Genomic DNA, 24,905 nt, shown 5'->3' with positions numbered 1-24,905 from the left:
ATGAAGAAAAAAATTACTGTACTAACTGGCGCTGGAGTCAGTGCCGAAAGTGGGATCAACACCTTTAGAGATGCCGATGGACTTTGGGAGGGCCATGATGTTATGGAAGTAGCTTCACCCCAAGGTTTTCATAAGAACCCCGAATTAGTTCTCAATTTTTATAATGAGAGACGACGACAATTGCCCCAAGTACAACCAAATAAAGCCCATATGGCATTAGCTGATTTAGAAAATGGGTTCGATGTTACGATTATTACCCAAAATGTTGACGATTTACACGAACGTGGTGGAAGTTCCAACGTCGTTCATCTTCACGGTGAGCTTTTAAAAGTGAGAAGTACCGGTGATGAGTCGTGTGTTTTAGACTGGGCAGAAGACCTCAGCTTGGGCAATCTCTGTTCGAAAGGTCATCAGTTGCGCCCTCATATCGTTTGGTTTGGTGAAGAGGTTCCGATGTTGGAGAAAGCAGTTCATATTACTGCTGATTCCGATATCTTGATTATTATAGGTACCTCTATGCAGGTATATCCCGCTGCGGGATTGGTAAATTATGCCACCCCAGGTACACCTATTTACTTTATAGACCCTAAACCTAGTATTTCTGAGAATGATTTCGACAACCTGAAAATTATACCAAAAAAAGCGGCAGAAGGCGTACCCGAACTTATACATGAGCTATTAAAATTGGGCTAAAATAAAAAACATCTGAAATTGTGACCAAAGAAGAACTTTATCAATCGTTAGATTACGTAAACCATTCACGAGAGAAACGTGCCGAGATGTCCTCTTTGGTTTTGAATAATTTACGATTGGTCAGGCCGCTAATGGAAATTGCTTTCAACGTAGATAATCCGATTTCAAATCGGGCAAGTTGGGTGTTAGAATTTACGGCAAAAGAAAATTTGAACTATATCATTCCGCACTTAGATTTCTTCACAAAAAATATTGGTAGGGTACATCTTGATTCTGCCGTAAGGCCAATGGCCAAAATTTGTGAGTTTCTCGTTAAGGCGTATTTTGCCCAACCTAGGAGCGAAATTCAAAAAAATCTAACCGACCATCATCTAGAACTCATAGCCACTACCTGTTTCGACTGGTTAATAGGTGAGCACAAAGTGGCCGCAAAAGCCTATTCAATGACAAGTTTATTACTATTGGGTCGAAAATTCGATTGGATCCATTCAGAACTTAAAGTAATTATAGAACAAAATTATCACAATGGTAGCGCTGCATATAAAGCTAGAGCTCGGCATACGCTTGCGAAGCTTAAATAAACCATTTTTTAGGGCATTGATCATCTTCTAAATCCACATCTTATGGTATCTTTGCTTTTTTCAAAATTTAAACCATACCGATCGTATGTCACTAAACGCATTAAATGCCATTTCTCCAATAGATGGTCGTTACCGAACTAAAACTGAATCTCTGGCTTCCTATTTTTCTGAAGAGGCACTAATTAAATACAGGGTTCTTGTCGAAATAGAATATTTCATCGCCCTATGCGAAATACCCTTGCCCCAGTTAACTGATTTCGACCAGTCAAAGTTTAGTGCACTTAGAGAAATTTACAAGAATTTTGATACCAAAGACGCTCAAGAAATTAAAGAAATAGAGAACGTAACCAATCATGACGTTAAGGCCGTTGAGTATTTTATTAAAAAGGCATTTGATAAATTAGGAATCTCAGATTACAAAGAATTTATTCATTTCGGTCTTACCTCACAAGACATCAATAATACCGCCATACCCTTATCAATTAAAGAGGCCATGAACGAAGTATATGTTCCTGGTTATCTTGAATTGCTTGAAAAATTAAAGGAATTAGCTTCAGAATGGGCCGAAATACCTATGCTAGCGCGAACCCATGGCCAGCCCGCATCGCCAACTCGGTTGGGTAAAGAGATTGATGTGTTCGTAGCACGACTGAAAGAACAGTTCAATCTATTGAACGATATACCTAGTGCCGCAAAATTTGGTGGAGCCACGGGAAACTATAACGCACATAGAGTTGCCTACCCAAATACTGATTGGAAAGCGTTCGGACAGAAATTCGTTCAAGAGAAATTAGGATTGCACCATTCCTTTCCAACCACACAGATAGAGCATTATGATCATATGGCTGCGCTTTTCGATACGTTAAAAAGAATCAACACCATTATCTTAGATCTTGACCGCGATTTCTGGACCTATGTTTCTATGGATTATTTCAAACAGAAAATTAAAAAAGGTGAAGTTGGTTCATCTGCGATGCCCCATAAGGTAAACCCTATCGATTTTGAAAATTCTGAAGGTAATCTGGGTATAGCGAATGCGGTCTTCGAACACCTTTCTGCAAAGCTTCCCGTTTCACGTCTTCAAAGAGACCTTACCGATAGCACGGTTCTAAGAAATGTTGGTGTACCCTTTGCTCACACGGCAATCGCTTTTCAGTCAACCCTTAAGGGCCTGAACAAGCTTCTTTTGAACAAAGTGAAATTCGAACAAGATTTAGAAAATAATTGGGCCGTTGTAGCCGAAGCTATTCAAACCATCTTACGCCGAGAAGGGTACCCTAACCCATACGAAGCGCTTAAAGGTTTGACGAGAACCAATGAGGCCATTAATCAAACATCGATTGCCAATTTTATCGAAACCCTCGATGTCTCAGATTCTATCAAGACAGAATTGAAGGCGATTACCCCAAGCAATTATACGGGCGTATAAGTCAAGGATTTTTTGAATAGCACAAAAAGGTTCGGTATACATCCTCTAAGTTTGCCCCATTCGTATAAATTTACGTTTCTAGTTGAAGAAACTTCTTGAACAACTAAAACCAATCAAAATGGAGGATAAATTTTCGGTACAAGATGCAATAGGAAAACTTTGGGAAAAAATGGACGGATGGCTTGATGCCATTATCTTAAAATTACCCAATCTCGTTTTGGCCATATTAATTATGGTCTTATTCTATTTTATCGCCCGTGGCTTACGCAATCTTTTCAGAAATACTTTGTTAAAAAAAATAGCACAAGTATCGATACAACAGATTATTGCTAAGACCGTTTTTGTAGTCGTTCTTCTCATAGGTTTCTTTTTTGCACTAAGTGTTCTCGATTTAAATAAATTACTTACCAGTATTCTGGCCGGTGCCGGAGTTCTCGGTCTGGCTATAGGCTTGGCTTTACAGGGCACCCTGAGCAATACAGTTGGGGGGTTTTTGCTCTCTTTTATGCCCAATATCAAAATTCACGATTTTATTAAGAACGGCGACGCATCGGGAGTTGTAGAAGAAATTACACTTCGAAACATAGTTATTCGAACCCCTCAAAATAACATAACTGTAATACCTAACTCAAAATTTGTAGATGGGCCGTTCACAAATTATTCATTGACCGATAGAGGTCGTGTTTTTGTAAATTGTGGGGTCGGGTATGAAAGTAATCTTCAAGAAGTTGAAGATCTTACGGTGAAAGTCATAAGTGAGAATTTCAAGCAAAATGATGGTGAATCCGTCGAATTCTTTTATACTGAATTTGGTGATAGTTCAATTAATTTTATGGTACGTTTTTGGACTGATGTCAAAAGTTTCAAAAATGAGCATGCCGCTAGGCATAAAGCAGTCAAACTCATTAAATCTCACTTCGATGAGCGTGATATTAACATTCCGTTCCCAATTAGAACATTGGATTTTGGTAAAAACAATTTAACCGTACATTCTCAAGATGCTGTTTCTAAAGAACAATAAGGTATATCACTTTTATAAAAAAAGCTTCCGGACTGGAAGCTTTTTTTATTTTCTCTTAAAACTATTACCCTTTTTTCTGTATTTCTACTTGATGTGGATAAGGAATTTCAATACCCGCTTTATCCAAGGCCAACTTACACCCTTCGATAGTACCGAAATAAACATCCCAGTAATCTTCTGGCTTGCAATAAGGTCGTACGGCAAAGTTAACAGAACTATCACCCAATTCGGAAACATTAACCGAAGGTGCAGGATCCTGCAACACTTTTGGGTTAGAGGTAAGCACTTCGAGAAGTACATCTTTGGTTTTTTTAATATCTTCATCATAGCCAACCCCTACGGTCGTATCTACCCTCATCTTACCTTCGGCAGTATAATTAATTATGTTACCGTTCGCCATCGCACCGTTAGGCACTATGGCCAATTTATTTTGGGGAGTTATTAATTTTGTCGTGAATATTTCAATTTCCTTTACTCCACCTAAGACACCTTGGGCTTCTATCAAATCACCGATCTTATAAGGTTTAAAAATCATAATCAGGACCCCACCTGCAAAATTGGATAGCGATCCCTGTAAAGCTAGACCTACCGCTAAACCTGCTGCAGCTATAATTGCGGCAAATGTAGTTACATCAACACCTAGGGTCGAAATAACTATTATTACCAATAATGCCTTTAACGCCCAAGAAAGCATGTTTACCAAAAAACGTTGTAAAGAATCATCGTAGGTACCCTTTGCCATCATTTTTCGGACGCCTTTCAGCAGGTTTTTAATAATCCATGAACCGATAATAAAAATCAAGATGGCACCTACGATTTTAGGCCCATACTCAACTGCAAAATCGATTCCTTTATTCATCCAAATTTCAGCTTGTTCCATAATTAAATAATTTAGTTAGTGTTAAGCTTCTAAGTTAAAAAAAACATCGATAAAGCCCATGTAATCTTTTTGTTATGAATGAAACATTTAGTTCATGACATCAAAAAGGTGTAATCTTTAGCACATTATACTCTAAACAGATAAAATCCTGCATCGAGAAAACCTCTGATGCAGGATTTTATTCTTATTTAAAGCAATTCGTTACCCTTTGAGCATCTCACCCAGTTGGCCAAGACCTTCCCCTCTGTATTCTGATTTTTGTAAAGCTTGCAAAAATTGCATCATTTTGGCTGGGTTCATACCGCTACCCAAAACACGAACAAGTAAGAATCCCTTTTCGGTATTATCTCCATAAATAACTACCTCGTCTATAGACTCTTCATCACCAGAATACTTAATGGTAGCTTTACCATAACTAGTATTCATTTTCATTAGCTCGGTGAACTGGCTACCCTTCAAAATTGATTTCACTTTGCCTTTTTCCATCTGAAACTCAGCTTGATTGGAGTCTGTAATTTTGAAGGCCAGTACATTCAACTTTCTCAATGAGGCCAGTGCATCATTTTGCTCTTCGGTAAGTTCCGCTTTTTCAAGATTTAAAAGACTAACAGGTAAATCTATAGATAAAAAATTTGGATTCTCTGAATTGTCTACATAATACTCCTGCAGACTTTGGGTAGATGAACATGACCCAAAGATTACGATACAGAAGATGCCAAAGATTAATTTTATTGTTTTCATGGTTTCGAATTTAGTTGCTGTTCGATGAAACGACTATTTACCTACCTGCTTTATTAAGCTCTTCAGGAAGGTTCATACCGTTGGTAAGTGCAGCTATTTTATTCAAGTCGATATCACCGGTCAATGAAACCAAAATACTTTCAAACTTTCTATTACCGATTTCAAATTCGTCATTATTAATATCGGAAACAAAAAGTAATAATTCTTTTACATGATCTTGGTCTCTACCCTCCTTGATATAGAATCTTACGTTCGCTTCTTTGTCTTTTACACGCATCAGCTCTTCCATAGAAGACGATTTCAAATACTTATCTACCGATTTCTTCATATCTCGTGATACATCCAAATCTTCGGTAATAAAAACCTTTACTCCATTCAAGCCTTTAGAAATCTCCGCAAAATCTTGTGCTTCTTCGTTTTCTCGGTCAAAAGCCGCCACATTGCCAGCTAGCCGTATCAGGCTTTTGTTCACGGTAATCGATGCCACATGGTCCATATCTTCATATTTATCGAAAATAGACTGTGACCACCCTAGAAAGGGCATTAAAAGAATTGCTAATACTACATTAAGTTTTTTCATGACTGTTGATTTTAATTGATTGATGAATATTGAATTTATTAATAATTTGATTTATTTGAATGGATTACCCACCTTAACGACCACCTTTCTTACCAGCTTCATTTAGTTCTTCGGGCAGATTCATTTTTTTGGTCAATGAACCAATCTTGTTCAAATCTATATCTCCTGTTAAAGAAAGAAGAACGGTCTCTATCTTTCTTCCGTTTACGTCAATATCTGCATTTTGTATACCTGTTACGAACATTAACAATTCACTTACATGGTCATCGTCTTTACCACTACGTATATAAAATTTTACATTGGTATCTTTATCTTTAACTCGCATCAGCTCTTCTAACTTTGTAGATTTTAAATACTTATCTACAGCTATCTTCATGTCGGAAGCAATGCTACGGTCTTCGGTAATAAAGACCTTTAGATTATTTAGGCTTTTAGCAATATCCATAAAATCTTGAGCCTCGGGATCGTCTACCTCAACATCGATTTTACTAAGCAGATTGAACATACTTCTGTTCACCACTACGGCACTCACATTATCTAAATCTTCATACTTATCGAATAAAGATTGTGATATGGCCACAACTGGCATAATCGCCATCACTATTATTGTTACTATCTTTTTCATTTTTCGGGTTTTGATTTAATTCTTGTTATATATCTTTTCTTTTGCCTCGACAAACTCATTCAAATATGCCACTTTCTCAGTACCTCTACTGAAGTTTTCGGCCAAGAGGTCTAACGCTTTTTTAGTCTCTTGGTAGGCATATTCTGCCTTTTGCTTTTCTAACTGCTGCTGCTCATGATAGTTTTTACCAAAGTAGGCGCCGACCATTAATAGAGCGATTGCAGCGACCGAAAGCCAAGAATACATTTGTTTTGAAGCATTTTTCTTTTTGCCCAACGACACCCCTTTGGTATACTGTTCTTTTTTGCTGACTGCAAAATATCTGAACATGGGTCTGTAAGCTTCTAAATGAGGGGCTATATCATCTTGTGAAAAATACGCTTTCAATATTTTCTCATCTGCAACGGATGTTTTAGCCTCTAGATAATTTTTCAATAAATGCTCAATCCTATCCAATTCCATAGCTATGTTTTTCCATTAATTTTTCCCTTACTGTTTTTCGTGCTCTCGATAGAGCGACCCGTACAGCTGTCGGTTTCATTTCTAACATTTCTGATATTTCTTCATAATCATACTCTTCGATATCTCTAAGTTGTAATACCATTTTCTGCTGCTCTGGCAACTCTTCCATAATTCGTTGCACCCAGTTTACACTGTCTATGGCCTCCACTTGCTTTTGTAGCGATGTGTTGTTTTCACGATAATTACTATGTACCAATTTCAAATTACCTGCTTGCCTTGATTTCAGTCGGTCTAGACAGAAATTTTTAGTCATTGTCATTGCAAAGGCCTCGACGTTGTTATAAGAACTTATGGCCTTGCTTTTAGACCAAAGTTTCAAAAGAATCTCTTGAGTCGCGTCTTCAGCCTCTTCCCGAGAGACCAATAGTCGTTTGGCCATTCGAAAAAGTTTATCTTGAAAAGGTGTCACAATTTTTAGAAAATCTGACTGTTTCATTTTTTGATCGGGTTGTTTTTCGTACACCTGATGAACGGTCTACAAAAGGAAGACGATACACCGTTATTTTTGTTACAATTATTTTTATACTATTTCGAATGTAAGTATTTTCGATAATTATATACTAACTTAGTATATTGCTATACAGCGCTATACAGTATTAACCCCCGAAAAAAATCTTTCTCTCTTTTATGGAACAATAATTGCTAAAGTTCCACTGACTCCAGAAAATAAATTTATGAAAAAGTATATTTCCCCTATTTACCTTGTCGCAGCATTGTTCTTTATCGGTTGTTCTTCAGACGACGATATCATTCCTGATTTTGATGAACAAGAAATACCCCAAGAGGAAGAGCAGCCCAATGTGACTGCCGATGACTACCCAGCTCAAAATTTTATGTGGCAGGCCATGAACCAATTTTACTTTTGGCAAGGCGATGTTGCCAATTTAGCGGATGATAATTTTACCGGACCAGATGATTCTAATTATATAGAATTTTTGGCATCAGAAGAAAACCCAGCTACTTTTTTTTACGAAGACCTTTGCAACAATCATGTCAATGCAGTCGGTGAAGCTTCGGCCGTCGATAGATTCAGCGGTGCCGTAGAAAATTATAGAGACCTGCTCAACTCTCTTCAAGGTATTTCAAGAAGCAACGGCCTTGAGTTCAATCTTTATTTAAACGATGATAGCTTTAGTGTTTATGGGGTAGTCAACTATATTATGCCCAATTCCGATGCTTCTGAAAAAAATATCAAAAGAGGCGATTTCTTCAACGGTGTTAATGGCCAATTAATGAATATAGATAATTATATTGATTTGCTCTTTGGTGACGATGCTTCTTACACCTTAAATATGGCCAATCTTGAAAATGATGTTATAGTCAGCAATGATGAGGAAGTTGAACTGACCAAGATCGAAAATTTCTCTGAAAACCCAATTCTCGTCAGTACGGTAATAGAACAAAACGGACTAAAGATCGGTTATTTGATGTATAACGGTTTTCTTGCTGCCTTTGACGACCCCCTTAATGAAGCTTTCGGAGCTTTTAAAGCAGAAAATATTGATGAATTAGTATTAGATTTTCGTTACAATTCTGGTGGGCGTGTATCATCAGCGATTCAAATAGCCAGTTCGGTATATGGTGCAAAAACCGAAGAGGTTTTTATCAGGCCCCGTTTTAATGATAAGCTTCAAGAACAGTTTGGTACGCCTGACAACTTTACCGATGTGACTTTTGACAGTGAAACCGCTATCAATGAATTGAATCTAACAAGGGTCTATGTAATCACCAGTGGCAATACGGCCTCGGCCAGTGAACTGGTTATCAATGGCCTTGAACCATATATTGATGTTGTTCAAGTCGGAACCACGACAGTAGGTAAAAATGAATTTTCGAACACTTTTGTCGATGATCCCGAAGGTTCTTTTTTGTATAATCCTGATAGAGAAAACCAAATCAACCCCAATAATAGCTGGGCCATTCAACCTTTACTGGGTAGAAATGAAAATGCCGACGGTTTTTCTGATTACACAGGTGGTCTCGTTCCTGACCATATACAAGCGGAAGACATTGGTAATCTCGGTGTATTGGGAGACGAAAACGAACCATTATTGGCCCTAACCTTGTCTGTAATTTCAGGTGGAACCGCCAAGCGTAGTTTAACCCAACCCTATGCGGCAGACTACTTGACCAATTCTAAAATGTTCACGCTCACTAAGGATAACATGTTTATGGATGGACTTCTTGAAAAACTTTAACTAATCTCCCTGAAAATAATACCATTACTTTCACGTTGACATTTATGGAGGCGATTTTTCTTCTTTCTATTTCTAAAACTTAATTAATGAAAAAGTTTACAATGGGGGTAATCCTATCCCTAGCACTATTCGTTTCATGTGTAGCTGATGATGATTTTATCATTCCAGATACAGTAGACCCTGACCCTGCAGCCGGTGTGCATGTACAAGATTTTATGTGGAAGGCCATGAACTTTTGGTATTTCTGGCAAACGGATGTCGAAAATCTTTCTGACAGCAAGTTTCCGAATACTGATGAAGGCTCAGAAGCCTATACTACTTTTTTAAGTTCGGAAAATAACCCTGGTCAATTTTTTGACAATCAATTGTTGTTCAACCAAGATCGCTTTAGTTTTTATTCAGATGATTATGTAACATTGACCCAGTCTCTGTCCGGTATCTCGAAAAGCAATGGCCTTCAATTCGGTTTGGTACGTATTCAAGACAGCAACGACATTTTTGGCTATGTTCAGTATGTTGTCGAGGGGTCGGATGCTTCAAAAAAAGATATTAAGCGAGGTGATATTTTCACAGGTGTCGACGGTACTACAATGACCGACAGCAACTATGTTTCACTACTTTTTGGCGAAAATGATAGCTACACCTTAAATATGGCCGATATAGTAGACGGTGAGATTGTACCTAATGACAAAGAAGTAGCCCTTGTAAAAGAGGTGGGTTTACAAGAGAACCCTATACTTCTTGATGAGATTATTGAAATCGGAGGTGCAAAAGTGGGATATCTTGTTTATACCGGCTTCACCAACGAATTTGATGAGCAGCTCAATACAGTTTTTAATAGATTCAATAGCGGTGGTGTGACCGACGTGGTATTAGATTTGCGCTATAACCCAGGCGGCTCTGTTAATACGGCTATTCTCCTCTCAAGTATGCTGTATAGCACAGACACTAAAGAAGTTTTTCTTAAGGCTAGGTATAACGATAAATATCAAACTGTTCTTGAGGATAACGGCACAGACCTTAAACGCTATTTTGCCGACAAAACAGGAAAAGGAACAGAAATAAACTCTTTAAATCTTAGCAAGGTTTACATATTGACCACATCGGGCACCGCATCAGCTAGTGAGTTGGTGATTAACGGTTTAGAGCCGTATATTGATGTGGTACAAATAGGTGAAACATCAAGGGGAAAAAACGAATTCTCGACCACTATGGTAGACGATAGAGAAAATAATTATCTCTACAGCCCTGATAGGGTCAATAAAATAAAATCCAATAACAAATGGGCCATTCAACCTTTATTAGGAAGAAATGAAAACGCGGATGGTTTTTCCGATTATACTTCAGGTCTGGTGCCCGACATTCCATTAGATGAAGACCTATCGAATTTAGGAGTTCTTGGTGATGTAAATGAACCTCTTTTAGCTAGAGCCTTAAACGAAATTACCGGAAGCACTTCGAAAAGAAAGTTTGAAGTGGTTATGCCGGCCAAGACAATGACCTCTTCAAAAATGTTCACTCCGATCAAAGATAATATGTTTGTAGACGACTTGCCGGTAGTTTGGTAAATCTTCCAAAATGAAATAAATAAAAAAAGGTCCGTTATACACGGACCTTTTTATTACATCTCGTAGAACCTAATATATTTTGATTTCAGGTCTTCGGGCACGGCAACTATATCGGGGTGAAACAACCCTGCCAATAGCTCTATTCCATCAACAAGGGTACTGGCAGATGATTGAGTGAACAAATCGAAGTCAACGATAAAAATTTTTCTTTCCTTCACCGCCTTCATAGAGGGCCAACCATCTTGGGCCAATAGTGGGTACATTTCTTTTACAGCTTTTTCCGTTTTAAAGCCACAGGGTGCAATAACTATAACCTCAGGGTCATAATTTTTGATTTTTTCCCATGTAGTGACCATACTATCACCTGACGGATTTGATAGTCTATCCATTCCTCCCGCCAAATTAATTTGGTAGGGTATCCAATGTCCGCAATTATATATTGGGTCTACCCATTCAAGCAAAGCAATTTCTTTAGGTTCGACCTTCGCTAAATTTAAGCTATTGGTCACTTTTTTTATGCGACGTTTTAATTTCGTTAAATAAGTATAGGCCACCTCTTCCCTATTCAGAGCTTTAGCAATCGTTACGGCATTATCAAATACGTCTTTTAGATTGTTGGGGCTTATAGATATAAGCTCTGGTTGTTTCTCAAGGTTTGCCACTGCTGCCGCGGTGCATTCTGTATCAATTTGACAAACATCACATGTATCTTGAGTAAAAATGATGTCTGGGGCTATTTCCGCCAGTGCCGGCTCATCAACATAATAAAGCTTTCTGCCGTCTTTTTTACTCTCTGAAAAGAATACATCTATTTGTTTGCTTGTGTAATTCTTGCCTTCCAATATACAACGTACCACCGGCTTTTTCTCTTCCAATGCCTGCGGCGGACACTCAAACGTTATACCATACAAATGGTGTTGCAGCCCCATATCATAGAGCATTTGCGTTACCGCTGGCATAAAAGAGCAAACTTTGAGCATCGTTTCTAATTGAAATACACACCTCTTGGAATTATACCTACCGGAATGGTATTCGTCTTTTCCTTAGAGCTCAAATCGTAAATAATCAAGTCGCCTTTGCTTGCAAAATCTTTGGCATCAGTACCGTACAATTTACCATCGTTTACAGTCATGGAATAGAAGGAAGCATTTTCGATATAAGGTTCTGCAGGCAATTCAGTAGCATTTACGCTGAACAAATACACACCGCCGTCCATACCAAAGTAAAGCTCGTCTCCATCAATATTTAAACCGCCAGGGTGCTGTACCGTGCTAAAATCAAAAGTACGGCTCACTTCGTTAGTAGTCGCATCGATTTCTACCAAAGCCCCATTGGTTTCCTCAGCAGCATAGGAGGGCGCACCGCCACTTAAAACCCATAGATTACCTGATGCGTCCCATTGCATAGAATTAGGCAAATCTCCCACTTCTATTGTGTCCAGAACCTCATCGTTCGATGGGTCTATCACCGAAACAATGTTATTCTGCCCGTAGGCACCTTGATGGGCTACATACACAAATTCGGAATTTGAAGTAATCGCTTCCGGACCTAATTCTACGGGAATAGCACCAATAACTGCATTTGCCTCTAAATCGATTATGGCAATGTAGTCGTCGCTTTCATCTGCGGTATCTCCCCAATTCGTCACATAACCTTTTCCATTGGAAACGGTCATATACCTAGGGTTCATCAAGTCTTCCTCAATAACCGCTATACTTTTGAAAGTGTATCTATTAACAACATGTATTTTATGCGAGTTGTTGACGACGATATAGGCCAAATCATCATCAAAGGCCATTGATTGTACAATATTACCCAAGTCTTCATTATTTTCCTTTTTAAAAATAGTTTCTTCGATGACCGAATTATCTTCAGAAATAAAAGTTACCGTTCCCGTGCCATTATTGAAAGGCCCCTCATTTACAATCAACATTCCATTTTCGTAGGCTGCTTCAGGTTCCTCGGCCCCATCGGGTAATGCAGGGCTATTATCATCATCTGAACAGCTAGTTATGAATAGTGCCGACAATACTATTAGAATTGATACTTTATTAATTTTCATTGGGTTCTATATTAAATATTTAGTTTTAGTTTTAATTGCATATTTCTTCCCGGCATAGGCCGAAAAGCTACATTCTGATAATTCTTGTTATATAGGTTATTGATTTGAAATTTGGCTTCAATAGCCAGTTTTCGTTGAATTCTAAAACTTTTCGAAAGACCTAAGTTCGACACTGAATAGCCAGATAAAGAATCTGAATTGTCTGAAGTAGTGAAAACACTTCCGTTAAAAAATAGTTGATAGAACAATTGCCATGACCCGTATTCATAACCAAGGTTAGATGTAATTTTATGCTTTGGTACATACATCAATATTTCATCGGTGGTTTTGTTGATTGCCTTTGTGTAACCATACCCACTTAGCCATTTTACATGATGTGCTCCCCAGTATTCGCTAAATTCCAACGAGGTTTCGAAACCATAATTCGAGGTTTCATTTATATTGATTGGTGACCAAATTCCAGAATTGTTAGGTCTCCACTGTATCAAGTCATCAGAAGCAATGTAATAGGCCGAACATTTGAACATCAACTTTTTTAATTGAAAAAGATGTCCAATTTCCCCTTGAAATGAAGATTCAGGCCTGATATCAGAGTTACCGCCAGAACCACCGCCAAGCATCCAGTAAATCTCGTTAAAAGTGGGTATTCTATAATTTTTTGAACCGCTCAAATAGAAGGTATGCTTGGGAGCCGTCGCATATTCAAGATTCAACGCATACACGAACGGGCTTCTATAATCGTTGACGAACTCTTTTCTTAAATTGATGCTGTAGGCCAACTTATCTGCAAGTTGATGCTTCAGCAAGAAGGTGGCTGCCAAAGTGTTTCTTTTAGCATTTTCTATAGAGCTTCCTTCAGCCGCAATATGACTATAGTCTGCAATAGTATTGACAACTACTTTCTTAAAATGGATTTTATAATCGTAATTGGTTAAAAATGTGGAGGTTTGCCCAAAGGAAAAATCATCACGTTCTTTATTCTCGAAATACTTATACCTTTCATAGAGATAACCCAGTTTCAGTCTCTGAACTCGGTTTTCTTTAAAATGATTCCATTCCAGAAGATTACGGGAATTGTAATCTTTATAATTCGATTGGGACGGTGCCGTAATAGTACCCGAAAAATCACGATCACCAATAAAGGTGTTGTGATAAAATTTCAACAATTGTTTTTCAGTTATCTTATACCCTAGGTTTCCATTAAAGTTGATATTTTCAAATGCACCATTTTCATTTTTTAAGTCAGTGCCCAAATAGGTATAATCGTTTTCCGAGGCTCTATAGTTTACTCCGAAACCCAATGTCAATTTCTCAGAGCCCCCAGAAGTGCTATAATCAAAAGTCTTTGTATCGAAACTTCCATAGCCCAACTCCAGTTCATGTTTTCTAGCACTATCGAATCGAAGAACATCTTGCAAATGCACGCTACCGCCAATAGCTCCACTACCAAATTGAACACTTCCACCGCCACGACGTACCTTAACATTACCGTAATTTCTAGGCACAATGGTATTAAAATCGACTTGGCCCGTGAGTTGTGAATTGATGTTTATACCGTTCCATACTACAGCCGTCTGTGACGCATTTGTACCCCGAAACGAAGGGGAAGAAACCATGCCCAAACCATTTTCTTTCAAATAAATGCCAGAGTTGAACTGTAATAAATCCGTCAGCGAAGCTCCGTTTCTTTCTAATACGGAGTCTTGAAGAACATCAACTTTTCCCTCAGAAAAATGTAACAATCGTACATCGGTCAAAATAACCTCATCAAGAACTGTTATGCTATCTCGCTGACCATAGGAGAACATTGAGAATAACAGTAGAATAGCATATACAGAATTGCGAACAGTTTTCATACCGATTAAAGCCTTTTACCCGAAAGCCTTACAAATTAGGATTAAGAATTAGGCAGGTCTCCTGACTTGTTCAATGCTGTTTTACCTTCCCATCTAAAAAGACAGTGGTTTTGAAGAAAACAACATCCTCACAAAGAGGTGCCAAAAACAACTTGGCATGAACTTACAGTTGCGGGAACAGCTCCGGATTCGCACCAGATTCCCTTTTAATTCCGTCATCGGAACACCAATAACGGAAACCGAAATTCTCGGCGAAAATAAACATTTTGTTTAATCTTTTAATTGAAAGATCAAATAATACTACTTTTGAGAACATTAAATCTTTCACCTTGTACAAAACATTTTTCTTTGTTTTATTGGTTACCCTTATTTCGTGCAAAACCGATAAAAAGAAGCAATCACATTCGACAATCTCTCAAGAAACACCCTTACAGGCAGGTGATGTAGCTTACGCAAAGGGTTTTGAGATTGAAAAATCAGGTGATTTGACCATTATCAAGGTTTCTTCTCCTTGGCCCGATGCCGACAACGGTTTTACCTATGCGCTCGTACCGAAAAATAAAATGGCTTCAATAACGCTGGATAGAGACGCTTACGATGCCATAGTTGCCGTTCCTGTAGAAAAAATGGTTGTCACTTCTACAACTCATATCCCTTCCCTTGAGGCTCTCGGAGTAGCTGATAGGCTTGTCGGCTTCCCCAATACGGCGCTTATATCATCTAAAGAGACCCGCAAACGCATTGAGGAGGGAATGGTAAAAGAATTAGGCAACAATGAGTCCATCAATACGGAGATGGTGATAGATTTAAGTCCCGAAATAGTAGTCGGGTTTGGCATCAATAACCAAAATAGAGCTTATGAGACCATTAAACGCTCAAACATACCGGTAGTTTATAATGGTGATTGGACGGAGCAATCGCCGTTGGGAAAGGCGGAATGGATTAAGTTCTTCGCCCCATTTTTCGAATTGGAAGAAAAAGCCGAACGTCTGTTTTCAACTATTGAAAACAACTATAACAAGACTAAAAAAATTGTTGAACATGTAGAGCAAAGACCTACGGTATTAACGGGAGGCTTATTTAAAGATGTATGGCACGTTTCGGGAGGCAATAGTTGGATGGCTCAATTTCTCAACGATGCAAAAACAGATTACTTGTGGGCCGATAGTGATGATACGGGGGGTATTGCCCTGAGTTTAGAATCCGTTTTGGCCAAAGCTTCTAAAGCCGATTTTTGGTTAAACCCATCTATGCTGACTTCATATAACGCAATGAAAGAAGCCAATCGGCACTACACCCAATTTGATGCCTTTAAAAATCAGCGTATCTATTCGAATACTATAGCTCAAGGCGAGACCGGCGGACTTCTATATTATGAACTTGCGCCCAATAGGCCCGATTTGGTATTAAAAGATTTGATACATATTTTTCACCCAGAGCTACTGCCGCAACATGAACTATTCTTTTTTAAGCCGTTAGAATAAGTGAACAGTTTTCAAACATACCGTTGGCATTTTTTGGTTTTAATAATAGCATTGGTATGTTCTTTTCTCTTGAATATCAGCCTTGGTTCGGTCGGCATACCGCTCTCAGAGACACTTAGTTCAGTTTTCGGTGATAGTGTACAAAATTCATCTTGGGACTATATTATCTGGAATTATAGAATACCCAAAGCTTTGACCGCAATTCTGGCCGGCAGTGCTCTAGCCTTAAGCGGACTCCTCATGCAAACGCTGTTTCGAAACCCGTTAGCAGGGCCGTTTGTCTTAGGTATAAGTTCGGGGGCCAGTTTAGGCGCCGCACTTTTAATTATGGGGTCTGGATTATTCACAGGTTTATTTTCGTTCACTTTGCTGAACGATGTGGCTCTCGCGGTGGCGGCTAGTCTCGGTAGTTTTTTGGTATTGTTAGCAGTAGTGGTAGTTGCCTCGAGGGTAAAAGACACCATGGCCCTCTTGATCATTGGCTTAATGTTCGGCAGTGTTACAGGTGCACTTGTGAGTGTGCTCTCCTATTTCACCAAGGCAGAAAAATTGCAACAATTTGTCTATTGGTCTTTCGGCAGTGTAGGTAACCTTTCTTGGCCTCAATTGACATTACTTCTTGGTATTGTTTTGGTCGGAATTATCCTAAGTATTTTATCTATTAAAAGCCTGAATACCCTACTGCTAGGTGAAAACTATGCGCAAAGTTTGGGCATACATTTGAAAAAATCTAGATATCTCATAATTATTGCAACCGGTCTACTCGCTGGAAGTGTTACGGCGCTTGCCGGCCCCATTGCTTTTGTTGGCTTGGCCGTACCTCATTTGACAAGACAGATATTTCACACCACCGACCATCGGATCTTGGTGCCGGCGGTACTGGTGTACGGGGCAATTTTATTATTACTTTGCGATACAATCGCTCAATTACCTCAGTCAGAAAATGTATTGCCCATTAATGCCATTACAAGCATTTTTGGGGCTCCTGTAGTAATTTGGTTGTTACTTCGAAAAAAGAGAATGGTATTCTAATGGCTGAAAGTAATACTTCAAATAACGTACTCAAGGTTATTGACCTAAATATTGGTTATAAAAATAAATCAATAACTGAAAATATCGACTTTACCTTAAAGCAAGGAGAATTGATGGCCGTCATAGGCGTAAACGGTATTGGCAAATCAACTCTTTTACGAACAATGGCCAATGCCCAAGAAGCGCTTTCCGGTAATATTGAAGTTGATGATAAATCGCTCATTTCGTATACCCCTAGAGAACTGTCGTCGAAGCTGAGTGTGGTTTTGACCGAGCCACTTGCCTCTAAGAACCTTTCCGTGATTGAATTGGTGGCCTTGGGCAGACAACCGTACACCAACTGGGTCGGTACGCTCACAACTACCGATAAGAAGAAAATCAAGGAAGCTCTTAATATGTTAGACCTTGAACCGCTACAGCATAAAAAATGTTATGAATTGAGTGATGGGCAATTGCAACGGGTCATGATTGCCCGAGCCTTGGCGCAAGACACTTCAATCATACTGCTAGATGAACCTACCACCCACCTCGACCTCTTTCATAAGGTGCAGATTCTAAAGCTCTTAAGGTCAATAGCCCATAATACCAAAAAGACGATAGTTTTTACCTCACACGAAATAGAGATGGCCATTCAAATATGTGACCAAATTTTGTTGTTGAATGGTAAAGACAATCCCTTTGGTCGACCTCAAGACCTTATTAAAAAGCAGGCATTCGAACGTATTTTCCCAGATGATGTGGTGACTTTTGATGCTACAACCGGCACTTTTCGTATTAAAAAGTAAACAAGCAAGCCTATCTAGCTTTAACACCAAACTTGTATCTTTACTGCGAAGATTATAATTGAAAATGAACGAATATTTGATATACTTATTGGTTGGCCTGATTTGCCTTGCTATCGGCTATTTTTTAGGCAATTACATTCAAAATTTAAAAACCAAATCAAGTCAAAGTGCTTTGGAAGAACGTGAACAACAGTTACACGCCAACCTGACGACGTTAGAACAACGTTTACGAGATGCCGAGGAGCATAAAAACCATCTGCAAGATGAAAAGTCTCAATTAAGTAACCAAATCGTTCGGTACCAAGCAGATATTGAAAATTTAGACGCTAAAAATCAGGAACAAAAACTGGAAGTCGAAAAACTGCAAGAGCGATTTACCAAAGAATTCGAGAACTTGGCCAATAAGATTCTCGAAGAGAAAAGTCTAAAATTTACCGAGCGTAACGAAAAGAATATCAAAGACATACTTACTCCACTTAATGAAAAAATTCAACTTTTTGAAAAGAAGGTTGAAGAAAGTCAAAAAGAGAACATCAGTATTCATTCCGCTCTAAAAGAGCAGTTACTGAACTTGCAGACCCAAAACTTGAAAATTACCCAAGAGGCTGAAAATTTGACCAAGGCCCTAAAAGGCGACAGCAAAATGCAAGGCAATTGGGGCGAGCTCGTTTTAGAGCGTGTACTAGAAAAGTCAGGTTTGGAAAAAGACCGGGAATATTCGGTGCAACAGAGCTTTACCCGTGAAGATGGATCGCGGGTGCTTCCCGATGTCATCATTAATCTACCTGACGGCAAAAAAATGGTCGTCGATTCTAAAGTATCATTGACCGATTATGAGCGCTTCGTTAATGCTGAAGATGAATTGCGAGATAAGTTTCTAAAAGACCATATCAATTCCCTCAGAAAACACGTAGACCAACTATCGGCCAAGAAATATGAAGATTTGTACGAAATGGAGAGTCCTGATTTTGTATTGATGTTCGTTCCCATAGAACCCGCCTTCGCCATTGCCATAAACAATGACAACACGCTTTACAATAAAGCTTTCGAAAAGAACATTGTTATCGTAACCCCTTCTACTTTACTGGCTACCTTGCGAACTATCGATAGTATGTGGAACAATGAAAAACAACAACGTAATGCCATCGAGATTGCACGACAAGCTGGTGCCCTTTACGATAAATTCGAAGGATTTATGACCGATTTGACCAAAGTCGGCAAAAAGATGGATGAGGCCAAATCGGAATATAAAGGGGCGATGAACAAGCTTTTTGATGGTCGTGGTAATATCATCGTAAGTATCGAGAAATTGAAAAAAATGGGTGCCAAGGCAAAAAAGTCACTTCCAGACCCTATCTTGAGGCGGGCGGAAGATGATTTGGAAGAAATTGAAAATGAAACCAATACCTCGGGTAAATTAAATTTATAATTTCAGCCTTGAAGTAAATCTAACTTGACACTTGTACTATGAAAAAACCTCTATTTATTACGCTAGGCATTATCATTGCTCTGTTCGCGTTGATCTATGCCTTTATCTATTTCGTACCTTACAGTGATGGTATTCGTTCCGGTGAGCTTATAAAAATCAGCCATAAGGGTATTCTGGTAAAAACTTGGGAAGGTGAGATCAGTCAGGGTATTTCGGGTGCCCAAATTTTTTCTTTTTCAGTTTTAGATAAGGATAAAGAGGTTATAGAGAAATTGCAAGACTACCAAGGTCAATACGTAAAATTACATTATACAGAACGTTTTGCCACCTTCTTTTGGCTGGGTGACACCAAGTATTTTGTAACTCAAGTAGAGCAAGAACAATCCCCACATTTCAGAAAGTAAATGGAAACATTCAAAAGTGCAACAGAATCAAGAGTATCGATAACCGAGCTGATGCTCCCCTCCCACTCCAATTTTGGCGGTAAAGTACATGGTGGGCATATTCTCAATCTCATGGACCAAATTGCATTCGCCTGCGCTTCGAAACACTCGCAGTGCTATTGTGTGACGGCATCTGTGAATCGGGTCGATTTTCTACACCCTGTAGAAGTTGGTGAACTTCTAACTTTGAGAGCCTCTATAAATTATACCGGCCGAACTTCAATGGTAGTCGGTGTTCGTGTAGAATCTGAAAACATTACGAAAGGTACCAAAAGGCATTGTAACTCTTCATACTTCACCATGGTGGCCAAAGATGAGAATGCAAAAAGTATAGCTGTGCCCGGTTTACTATTGGAAAATGAGCAAGGTGTACGACGCTTTGCAAGAAGCAAAAAACGAAAAGAGGAAGCTTTCATTAGAGATACCGAGTTCGAAAGCTCCCATTTTAAAATAGATGAACATCTAAACGATCTAGAAAAAGAGAACGTTAAGATTATTTTGAAGTAATACCCGTAGCTGCCGCCTCGTCTAAAAACCACAACAGGTTTCCAGACTTTGGAGCCACCAAATTTGCAGGATAAGATTTAAAGCCACCTTTTTGGTCTAATATTTCCGAAACCTTTTCTACCTTACTTTCCCCTGTGACCAAAAACGCAACAGTTTTGGCGTTGTTTATTGCATCGCCCGTTATGGTGACCCGTTTTTGACCACTTTCAGGGTGCACGGCCACTTCACATACTTTATCTGAATGCCATAATTCAATTTCATGGGGAAAAATGGAAGCCGTGTGCCCATCGTCACCCATACCAAGAATAACCAAATCAAATTGAGGGTATCCATTGACATTTGGCAGCGTATCAATTAAAACCGTTGAATAGCGCTGTGCTTCTTGTATTGGGTCATTCTCCCCTAGAATGCGATGTATATTGCTTTCGGGAACATCAATTTTTGAGAACAAATGTTCAACGGTCATTTTATAATTGCTCTGGTCATCATCTGGCGATACGCAACGCTCATCGCCCCAATAAAAATGAACTACAGACCAGTCAACACTGCTTCCAAATTCATAGGCAAGCACATCAAAAACGATTTTTGGGGTACTGCCCCCTGAAAGGGCTACATGAAATTCTTTGTTTTCGCCCGTTTGCGATGCAAAAAACTTAGAGAACTCTTCCGCAACTGTGTTTTTATCTTTATATATCTTCAACTTCATATCAATCACTAATCCTATTAAACAATAACTTTTTGTAATTCAAAATCTAGCAAATAACACAGAAACCAGGATCATCTGTCAAATTCGGACCTGGGTTACGCCAAGAACCAATGCCCTCAATAAGTTCATCGGAATTTTCCGGACCCCATACACCTGCTGCGTAACCATACATTCGTACATCTTTGCCGCCCTCCCAATATTTTAAAATAGGATCCACAAACTCCCATGCCGCTTCAACCTCATCTGCCCTGGCATAAAGTGTAGCGTCACCCTGCATAGCGTCTAAAAGTAGTCGTTCATAAGCATCCATAACATGAGTTTCGGCCAAATTAGCATAGTAAAAATCAAGGTTTGCCCGTTCAACTTTGAAGCCTTGCCCAGGTACTTTGACTCCGAATTTTACTAAAATTCCCTCATCAGGCTGAATGCGAATAATCAACTTATTGTCTTTGTCGTGCACACCTGAATCTTTAAAAATCTGATGGTGAGGAGTTTTAAAGTGAATGACAACCTCGGTAACCTTCGTGGGCATTCTTTTGGCCGTTCTAACATAAAACGGAATGTTCTTCCACCTCCAATTATCTACAAAAAACTTTATCGCTGCATAAGTTTCGGTGGTCGAATTTTTATCTACCCCTTCTTCTTCTCGATACCCTTTGACCGATTTGCCATCAATCGTTGAACTGGTATATTGTGCACGTATCGTATTGTCGAACAGCTCTTTTTCATCTTTCATTATTCTAAGCGACTTCAAAGCCTTGACCTTCTCATTTCTGATATCTTCCGGCGCATCGCTAATAGGTGGTTCCATAACCACCAAAGAAACAATTTGTAACAAATGATTTTGAAACATATCACGAAGAGCACCCGACTTATCATAATACCCACCTCTCTTTTCTACACCAACCTGTTCGGCATTGGTGATTTCAACATGGTGAATATAGTTCCGGTTCCAAAGGGGTTCGAAAATACTGTTCGCGAAACGGGTAACTAAAAGGTTTTGAACCGTTTCTTTACCCAAATAATGATCGATACGATATATCTGATGTTCTTTAAAGAATTGCTGCAACCCTTTGTTCAACTGCTTTGCGGTTTCTAGGCTATACCCGAAAGGTTTTTCAACGATCAAACGTTTCCAACCGTGGTTTTGGGTACTCATACCAGCATCTGCCAAGCGCTGAGCTATTGTCTCGTATAAGGTAGGGGGCGTCGAGAGATAATAGATAATATTACCTGAAGTGTTATGCTTGTTCTTGAGGTCCTCTATTCTATTTCTCAGTTTACCATAATCGGTATCGTAACTTCCCCCCAAATCTTCGTAAAAGAATTTATCGGCGAACTTTTTAATATACTCTTCATCTTGATCCTTAATCTTATCCTTAAGATAAGAACTGTCAGAAACTACTTTTTTTCTAAATTCCGTATCGGTCATATCGCTTCTACTGGCACCTAAGACCACAAAATTTTCGCCTAACTGATCAGCCACATAAAGGTTGAAAAGTGCCGGAACTAATTTTCTTGCCGTCAAATCGCCTGAAGCGCCAAATATCACAAGAATCTGATTTTCTGTCTTATTCATAGCCATAGAAAAATTTAAGCCGTAAAAGTATCGAAAAGTATAGGCATAAGCAACGAGTTTACCCTAACTTAATCACTTGTCTCAATATTTTCATTTAATTTTGATATTCATGGTTCAGCAGTCAAATTTTGAACCCTTTGGTTAAACAGAAAACTATACTATGGAAGGAAAATATGATTTTGGATTGGTCGGTCTCGGAGTTATGGGACGCAATTTTATATTGAACGTTGCCGACAATGGTTTTTCGGCTTTTGGTCACGATCTCGATGCCGAAAAAGTAAAAGCTCTTAAGGAAGAAGGAGGGCACGAAGCAACGGTCAACGCATCTACAAGTATCAAAACCTTTGTGCAGGCTTTAAAGCAACCTCGTAAGATAATGTTATTGGTGCCTGCCGGTAAGATTGTAGATTCTGTGATCGAGAGTCTTTTACCACATATTGATAGGGGAGACATTATTATTGATGGGGGCAACTCGTTCTTCACAGATACCGACAGACGCGAAGAATATCTTCAAGAAAAAGCTATAAATTTCTTTGGCGCAGGTGTCTCCGGAGGTGCGAAGGGCGCCCGTTTAGGGCCTAGCATTATGCCGGGAGGCTCTAAATCGGCCTACGCTCACATAAAGCCCATATTCGAAGCCGTATCCGCGAAATACAATGGTGAGCCCTGCGTGGCATACTTAGGCCCTAAATCATCGGGTAATTATGTAAAAATGGTACATAATGGTATCGAGTACGGACTCATGCAATTGACTTCTGAAATATACGATCTTCTTAAAAAGGCCGGAGGATATTCGAATGAAGAACTTCATACTACATATACCAAATGGAACGAAGGTCGTTTACAATCGTTCTTGGTAGAGATTACTTCTAAAATATTTATTCAGAAGGATGATGTTAACCTAGGAAAACTAGGGTTACTAGATCAAATCTCAGACAAAGCCAAGCAAAAAGGCACCGGCAAATGGACAAGCCAAAATGCCATGGACCTTGGCATACCCGTACCCTCAATAGATATCGCCGTTAGCATGCGTGAAATTTCGGCACTTAAGCTTGAGCGCACGGCCGCCGATAAACTTTATGACAAACCTGAAGTGGAAACTATTGATAAAGCGGAACTAGAGAAAATGGCAGAAGAGGCCTTATATTTTGCATTTATCATTACCTATGCCCAAGGGCTTCATCAATTGGCCGATGCTTCAAAGGAATATAAGTACAACCTAGATATCGCTACCATTGCCAAAATTTGGCGTGAAGGTTGTATTATACGAGCAGGTCTTTTAGCCGATATAACCGAAGCTTTTCAAGAAGATGCCAATCTACCTAATTTATTGGTTTCGCCTAACTTTGTGAAGAAAATTCAGAGTACTGTCGGTTCAGCAAGAACATTGGTAGCACACGCAGCAAAAAATGGCATTCCATTACCTGGGTTAACGAATTCACTAACCTATTTCGATGCGTATACCTCCACCCGATTGCCCTTGAATCTAATTCAGGCACAGCGTGATTATTTTGGTTCGCACACCTATGAACGATTGGACCAAGAAGGTATATTTCACACCGAATGGGATTAATAAAATTGCAAGAAGGGCTATCTAGAATTAGATAGCCCTCTTATTTTTCTTTCCAATGACTAGATTCAATTTTACTCGGTTTATGAAGTGCTCCCTAGTTTTGACAGTGGGTAGTTGCCTTGCAATGACCCTATTTCTTTTTTCTTGTAAAGATGCAGGCGATAAAAAGATTCCTGTTGAAATTTTAGACGACCATATGCTCAATAGAAATGTACTAAAAAGCCCATTGGCCTCTGAAGTGCACGAAGTATATGTACCTATTTATTCTGACATCTATAATCAGACCCGTGATAGCCGAACGCTTCTTACCGCAACATTGAGTATAAGAAATACTAGTATTCGAGACAGTCTATTCGTCGATAAAATAGATTATTATAACACCGAGGGCGATTTGGTAAGAAAATATATTGATAAGCCTATCTACTTACGACCGATGGAGACCATAGATTATGTTATTGAGCAACAAGATACCTCAGGTGGTAGTGGTGCGAATTTCATTATACATTGGTATGCCAAAAAACAACTTAATCCATTATTTCAAGCTGTTATGGTCGGTGGCCTTGGGGCTCAAGCATTTTCTTTCACAACTGAGGGTGTAGAATTGCCTTAAA

At 39.1% G+C, this 24,905-nt stretch carries 25 protein-coding genes and 1 riboswitch; of the genes, 14 read left to right on the top strand and 11 right to left on the bottom strand.

All coding sequences use genetic code 11. The features are described from left to right. The 4 genes from IV512_RS01245 to IV512_RS01230 all read left to right on the top strand — a co-directional run bounded on the left by IV512_RS01245 (position 1) and on the right by IV512_RS01230 (position 3,724). Positions 1 to 693 carry an NAD-dependent deacylase gene (locus IV512_RS01245; protein ID WP_209399883.1) on the top strand — a complete coding sequence of 231 codons (693 nt, stop codon included), beginning with the start codon at positions 1 to 3 and terminating at the stop codon, positions 691 to 693. 20 nt (positions 694 to 713) lie between these two features. After that, positions 714 to 1,274, top strand: a complete 561-nt coding sequence (locus IV512_RS01240; protein ID WP_209399881.1) for an adenylosuccinate lyase — start codon at positions 714 to 716, stop codon at positions 1,272 to 1,274. A gap of 85 nt (positions 1,275 to 1,359) precedes the next feature. Next, positions 1,360 to 2,703, top strand: coding sequence for an adenylosuccinate lyase (gene purB / locus IV512_RS01235; protein WP_209399879.1), 1,344 nt, complete (start codon positions 1,360 to 1,362; stop codon positions 2,701 to 2,703). A 118-nt stretch (positions 2,704 to 2,821) separates the two neighbouring features. Next, positions 2,822 to 3,724 carry a mechanosensitive ion channel family protein gene (locus tag IV512_RS01230; RefSeq protein WP_209399877.1) on the top strand — a complete coding sequence of 301 codons (903 nt, stop codon included), beginning with the start codon at positions 2,822 to 2,824 and terminating at the stop codon, positions 3,722 to 3,724. 64 nt (positions 3,725 to 3,788) lie between these two features. On the opposite strand, the gene IV512_RS01225 is transcribed toward IV512_RS01230, so the two are convergent. The 6 genes from IV512_RS01225 to IV512_RS01200 form a co-directional block, all read right to left on the bottom strand. Continuing rightward, positions 3,789 to 4,604 (bottom strand): mechanosensitive ion channel family protein, encoded by an 816-nt coding sequence (locus tag IV512_RS01225; RefSeq protein WP_209399875.1) that lies wholly within the window; start codon positions 4,602 to 4,604, stop codon positions 3,789 to 3,791. Between the two features lie 201 nt (positions 4,605 to 4,805). Next, positions 4,806 to 5,345, bottom strand: a complete 540-nt coding sequence (locus tag IV512_RS01220) for a DUF4252 domain-containing protein (protein WP_209399873.1) — start codon at positions 5,343 to 5,345, stop codon at positions 4,806 to 4,808. Between the two features lie 37 nt (positions 5,346 to 5,382). Next, positions 5,383 to 5,925, bottom strand: a complete 543-nt coding sequence (locus tag IV512_RS01215) for a DUF4252 domain-containing protein (protein WP_209399871.1) — start codon at positions 5,923 to 5,925, stop codon at positions 5,383 to 5,385. A gap of 73 nt (positions 5,926 to 5,998) precedes the next feature. Then, on the bottom strand, positions 5,999 to 6,550 hold the full coding sequence (locus IV512_RS01210) for a DUF4252 domain-containing protein (RefSeq protein ID WP_209399870.1): 552 nt from the start codon (positions 6,548 to 6,550) through the stop codon (positions 5,999 to 6,001). A 15-nt stretch (positions 6,551 to 6,565) separates the two neighbouring features. Further along, positions 6,566 to 7,012 carry a hypothetical protein gene (locus IV512_RS01205; RefSeq protein ID WP_209399869.1) on the bottom strand — a complete coding sequence of 149 codons (447 nt, stop codon included), beginning with the start codon at positions 7,010 to 7,012 and terminating at the stop codon, positions 6,566 to 6,568. Beyond that, positions 6,999 to 7,508, bottom strand: coding sequence for an RNA polymerase sigma factor (locus IV512_RS01200; protein WP_100872160.1), 510 nt, complete (start codon positions 7,506 to 7,508; stop codon positions 6,999 to 7,001). Before IV512_RS01200 ends, IV512_RS01205 begins: the two co-directional genes overlap by 14 nt. 238 nt (positions 7,509 to 7,746) lie before the next feature. Between IV512_RS01200 and IV512_RS01195 the strand changes: the two genes are divergently transcribed. Together IV512_RS01195 and IV512_RS01190 are read left to right on the top strand one after the other, a co-directional pair. Continuing rightward, entirely contained in the window at positions 7,747 to 9,270 is a 1,524-nt protein-coding gene (locus IV512_RS01195) for a S41 family peptidase (RefSeq protein WP_209399868.1), read from the top strand. An 86-nt stretch (positions 9,271 to 9,356) separates the two neighbouring features. Continuing rightward, positions 9,357 to 10,838 carry a S41 family peptidase gene (locus IV512_RS01190; RefSeq protein ID WP_209399867.1) on the top strand — a complete coding sequence of 494 codons (1,482 nt, stop codon included), beginning with the start codon at positions 9,357 to 9,359 and terminating at the stop codon, positions 10,836 to 10,838. A gap of 53 nt (positions 10,839 to 10,891) precedes the next feature. Here the strand turns inward: IV512_RS01190 and IV512_RS01185 are convergent, their stop codons facing one another. Genes IV512_RS01185 through IV512_RS01175 form a run of 3 tightly spaced genes read right to left on the bottom strand, consistent with a single transcriptional unit; the run spans position 10,892 to position 14,756 of the window. After that, a complete protein-coding gene (locus IV512_RS01185; protein WP_209399866.1) occupies positions 10,892 to 11,818 on the bottom strand; it encodes an ABC transporter substrate-binding protein in 927 nt (308 codons plus the stop codon). A 5-nt stretch (positions 11,819 to 11,823) separates the two neighbouring features. After that, on the bottom strand, positions 11,824 to 12,900 hold the full coding sequence (locus IV512_RS01180) for a DUF5074 domain-containing protein (RefSeq protein ID WP_209399865.1): 1,077 nt from the start codon (positions 12,898 to 12,900) through the stop codon (positions 11,824 to 11,826). A gap of 11 nt (positions 12,901 to 12,911) precedes the next feature. Beyond that, a complete protein-coding gene (locus IV512_RS01175) occupies positions 12,912 to 14,756 on the bottom strand; it encodes a TonB-dependent siderophore receptor (protein WP_209399864.1) in 1,845 nt (614 codons plus the stop codon). 33 nt (positions 14,757 to 14,789) lie between these two features. Next, positions 14,790 to 15,002: riboswitch (cobalamin riboswitch) on the bottom strand. An 83-nt stretch (positions 15,003 to 15,085) separates the two neighbouring features. On the opposite strand from IV512_RS01175, the gene IV512_RS01170 reads away from it, so the two are divergent. From IV512_RS01170 to IV512_RS01145, 6 genes are all read left to right on the top strand, one after another. Beyond that, positions 15,086 to 16,240, top strand: coding sequence for an ABC transporter substrate-binding protein (locus IV512_RS01170; protein WP_209399862.1), 1,155 nt, complete (start codon positions 15,086 to 15,088; stop codon positions 16,238 to 16,240). Further along, the gene (locus IV512_RS01165; protein WP_209399860.1) at positions 16,241 to 17,272 is read left to right on the top strand and encodes an iron ABC transporter permease; all 1,032 of its coding nucleotides are present in this window, start codon (positions 16,241 to 16,243) and stop codon (positions 17,270 to 17,272) included. After that, a complete protein-coding gene (locus IV512_RS01160; RefSeq protein ID WP_209399858.1) occupies positions 17,272 to 18,057 on the top strand; it encodes an ABC transporter ATP-binding protein in 786 nt (261 codons plus the stop codon). The genes IV512_RS01165 and IV512_RS01160 overlap by 1 nt, the downstream gene beginning before the upstream one ends. Before the next feature lie 64 nt (positions 18,058 to 18,121). Next, positions 18,122 to 19,486 (top strand): DNA recombination protein RmuC, encoded by a 1,365-nt coding sequence (gene rmuC / locus IV512_RS01155; protein ID WP_209399856.1) that lies wholly within the window; start codon positions 18,122 to 18,124, stop codon positions 19,484 to 19,486. 38 nt (positions 19,487 to 19,524) lie between these two features. Beyond that, a complete protein-coding gene (locus IV512_RS01150) occupies positions 19,525 to 19,890 on the top strand; it encodes a 6-phosphogluconate dehydrogenase (RefSeq protein ID WP_209399854.1) in 366 nt (121 codons plus the stop codon). Beyond that, a complete protein-coding gene (locus tag IV512_RS01145; protein ID WP_209399852.1) occupies positions 19,891 to 20,436 on the top strand; it encodes an acyl-CoA thioesterase in 546 nt (181 codons plus the stop codon). It abuts the gene before it with no gap. Here the strand turns inward: IV512_RS01145 and pgl are convergent. Beyond that, complete coding sequence (pgl, locus tag IV512_RS01140) at positions 20,423 to 21,142, bottom strand: 6-phosphogluconolactonase (protein ID WP_209399850.1); 720 nt, start codon at positions 21,140 to 21,142, stop codon at positions 20,423 to 20,425. The two genes, IV512_RS01145 and pgl, sit on opposite strands and share 14 nt — an antisense overlap. 46 nt (positions 21,143 to 21,188) lie before the next feature. Further along, complete coding sequence (gene zwf / locus IV512_RS01135) at positions 21,189 to 22,721, bottom strand: glucose-6-phosphate dehydrogenase (protein WP_209399848.1); 1,533 nt, start codon at positions 22,719 to 22,721, stop codon at positions 21,189 to 21,191. A gap of 160 nt (positions 22,722 to 22,881) precedes the next feature. On the opposite strand from zwf, the gene gndA reads away from it, so the two are divergent. Beyond that, positions 22,882 to 24,294: an NADP-dependent phosphogluconate dehydrogenase gene (gene gndA / locus IV512_RS01130; RefSeq protein WP_209399846.1), complete on the top strand. Its 1,413-nt coding sequence runs from the start codon at positions 22,882 to 22,884 to the stop codon at positions 24,292 to 24,294. An 82-nt stretch (positions 24,295 to 24,376) separates the two neighbouring features. Further along, a complete protein-coding gene (locus tag IV512_RS01125) occupies positions 24,377 to 24,904 on the top strand; it encodes a DUF3124 domain-containing protein (protein ID WP_209399844.1) in 528 nt (175 codons plus the stop codon). Position 24,905: the final 1 nt, after the last annotated feature.

It is taken from the genome of Pseudozobellia sp. WGM2 (genome assembly GCF_017810075.1).
GTDB lineage: Bacteria > Bacteroidota > Bacteroidia > Flavobacteriales > Flavobacteriaceae > JADNYK01.
Note: the sequence above shows the minus strand (reverse complement) of the source record. Positions and strands in the feature narration are given on the sequence as shown.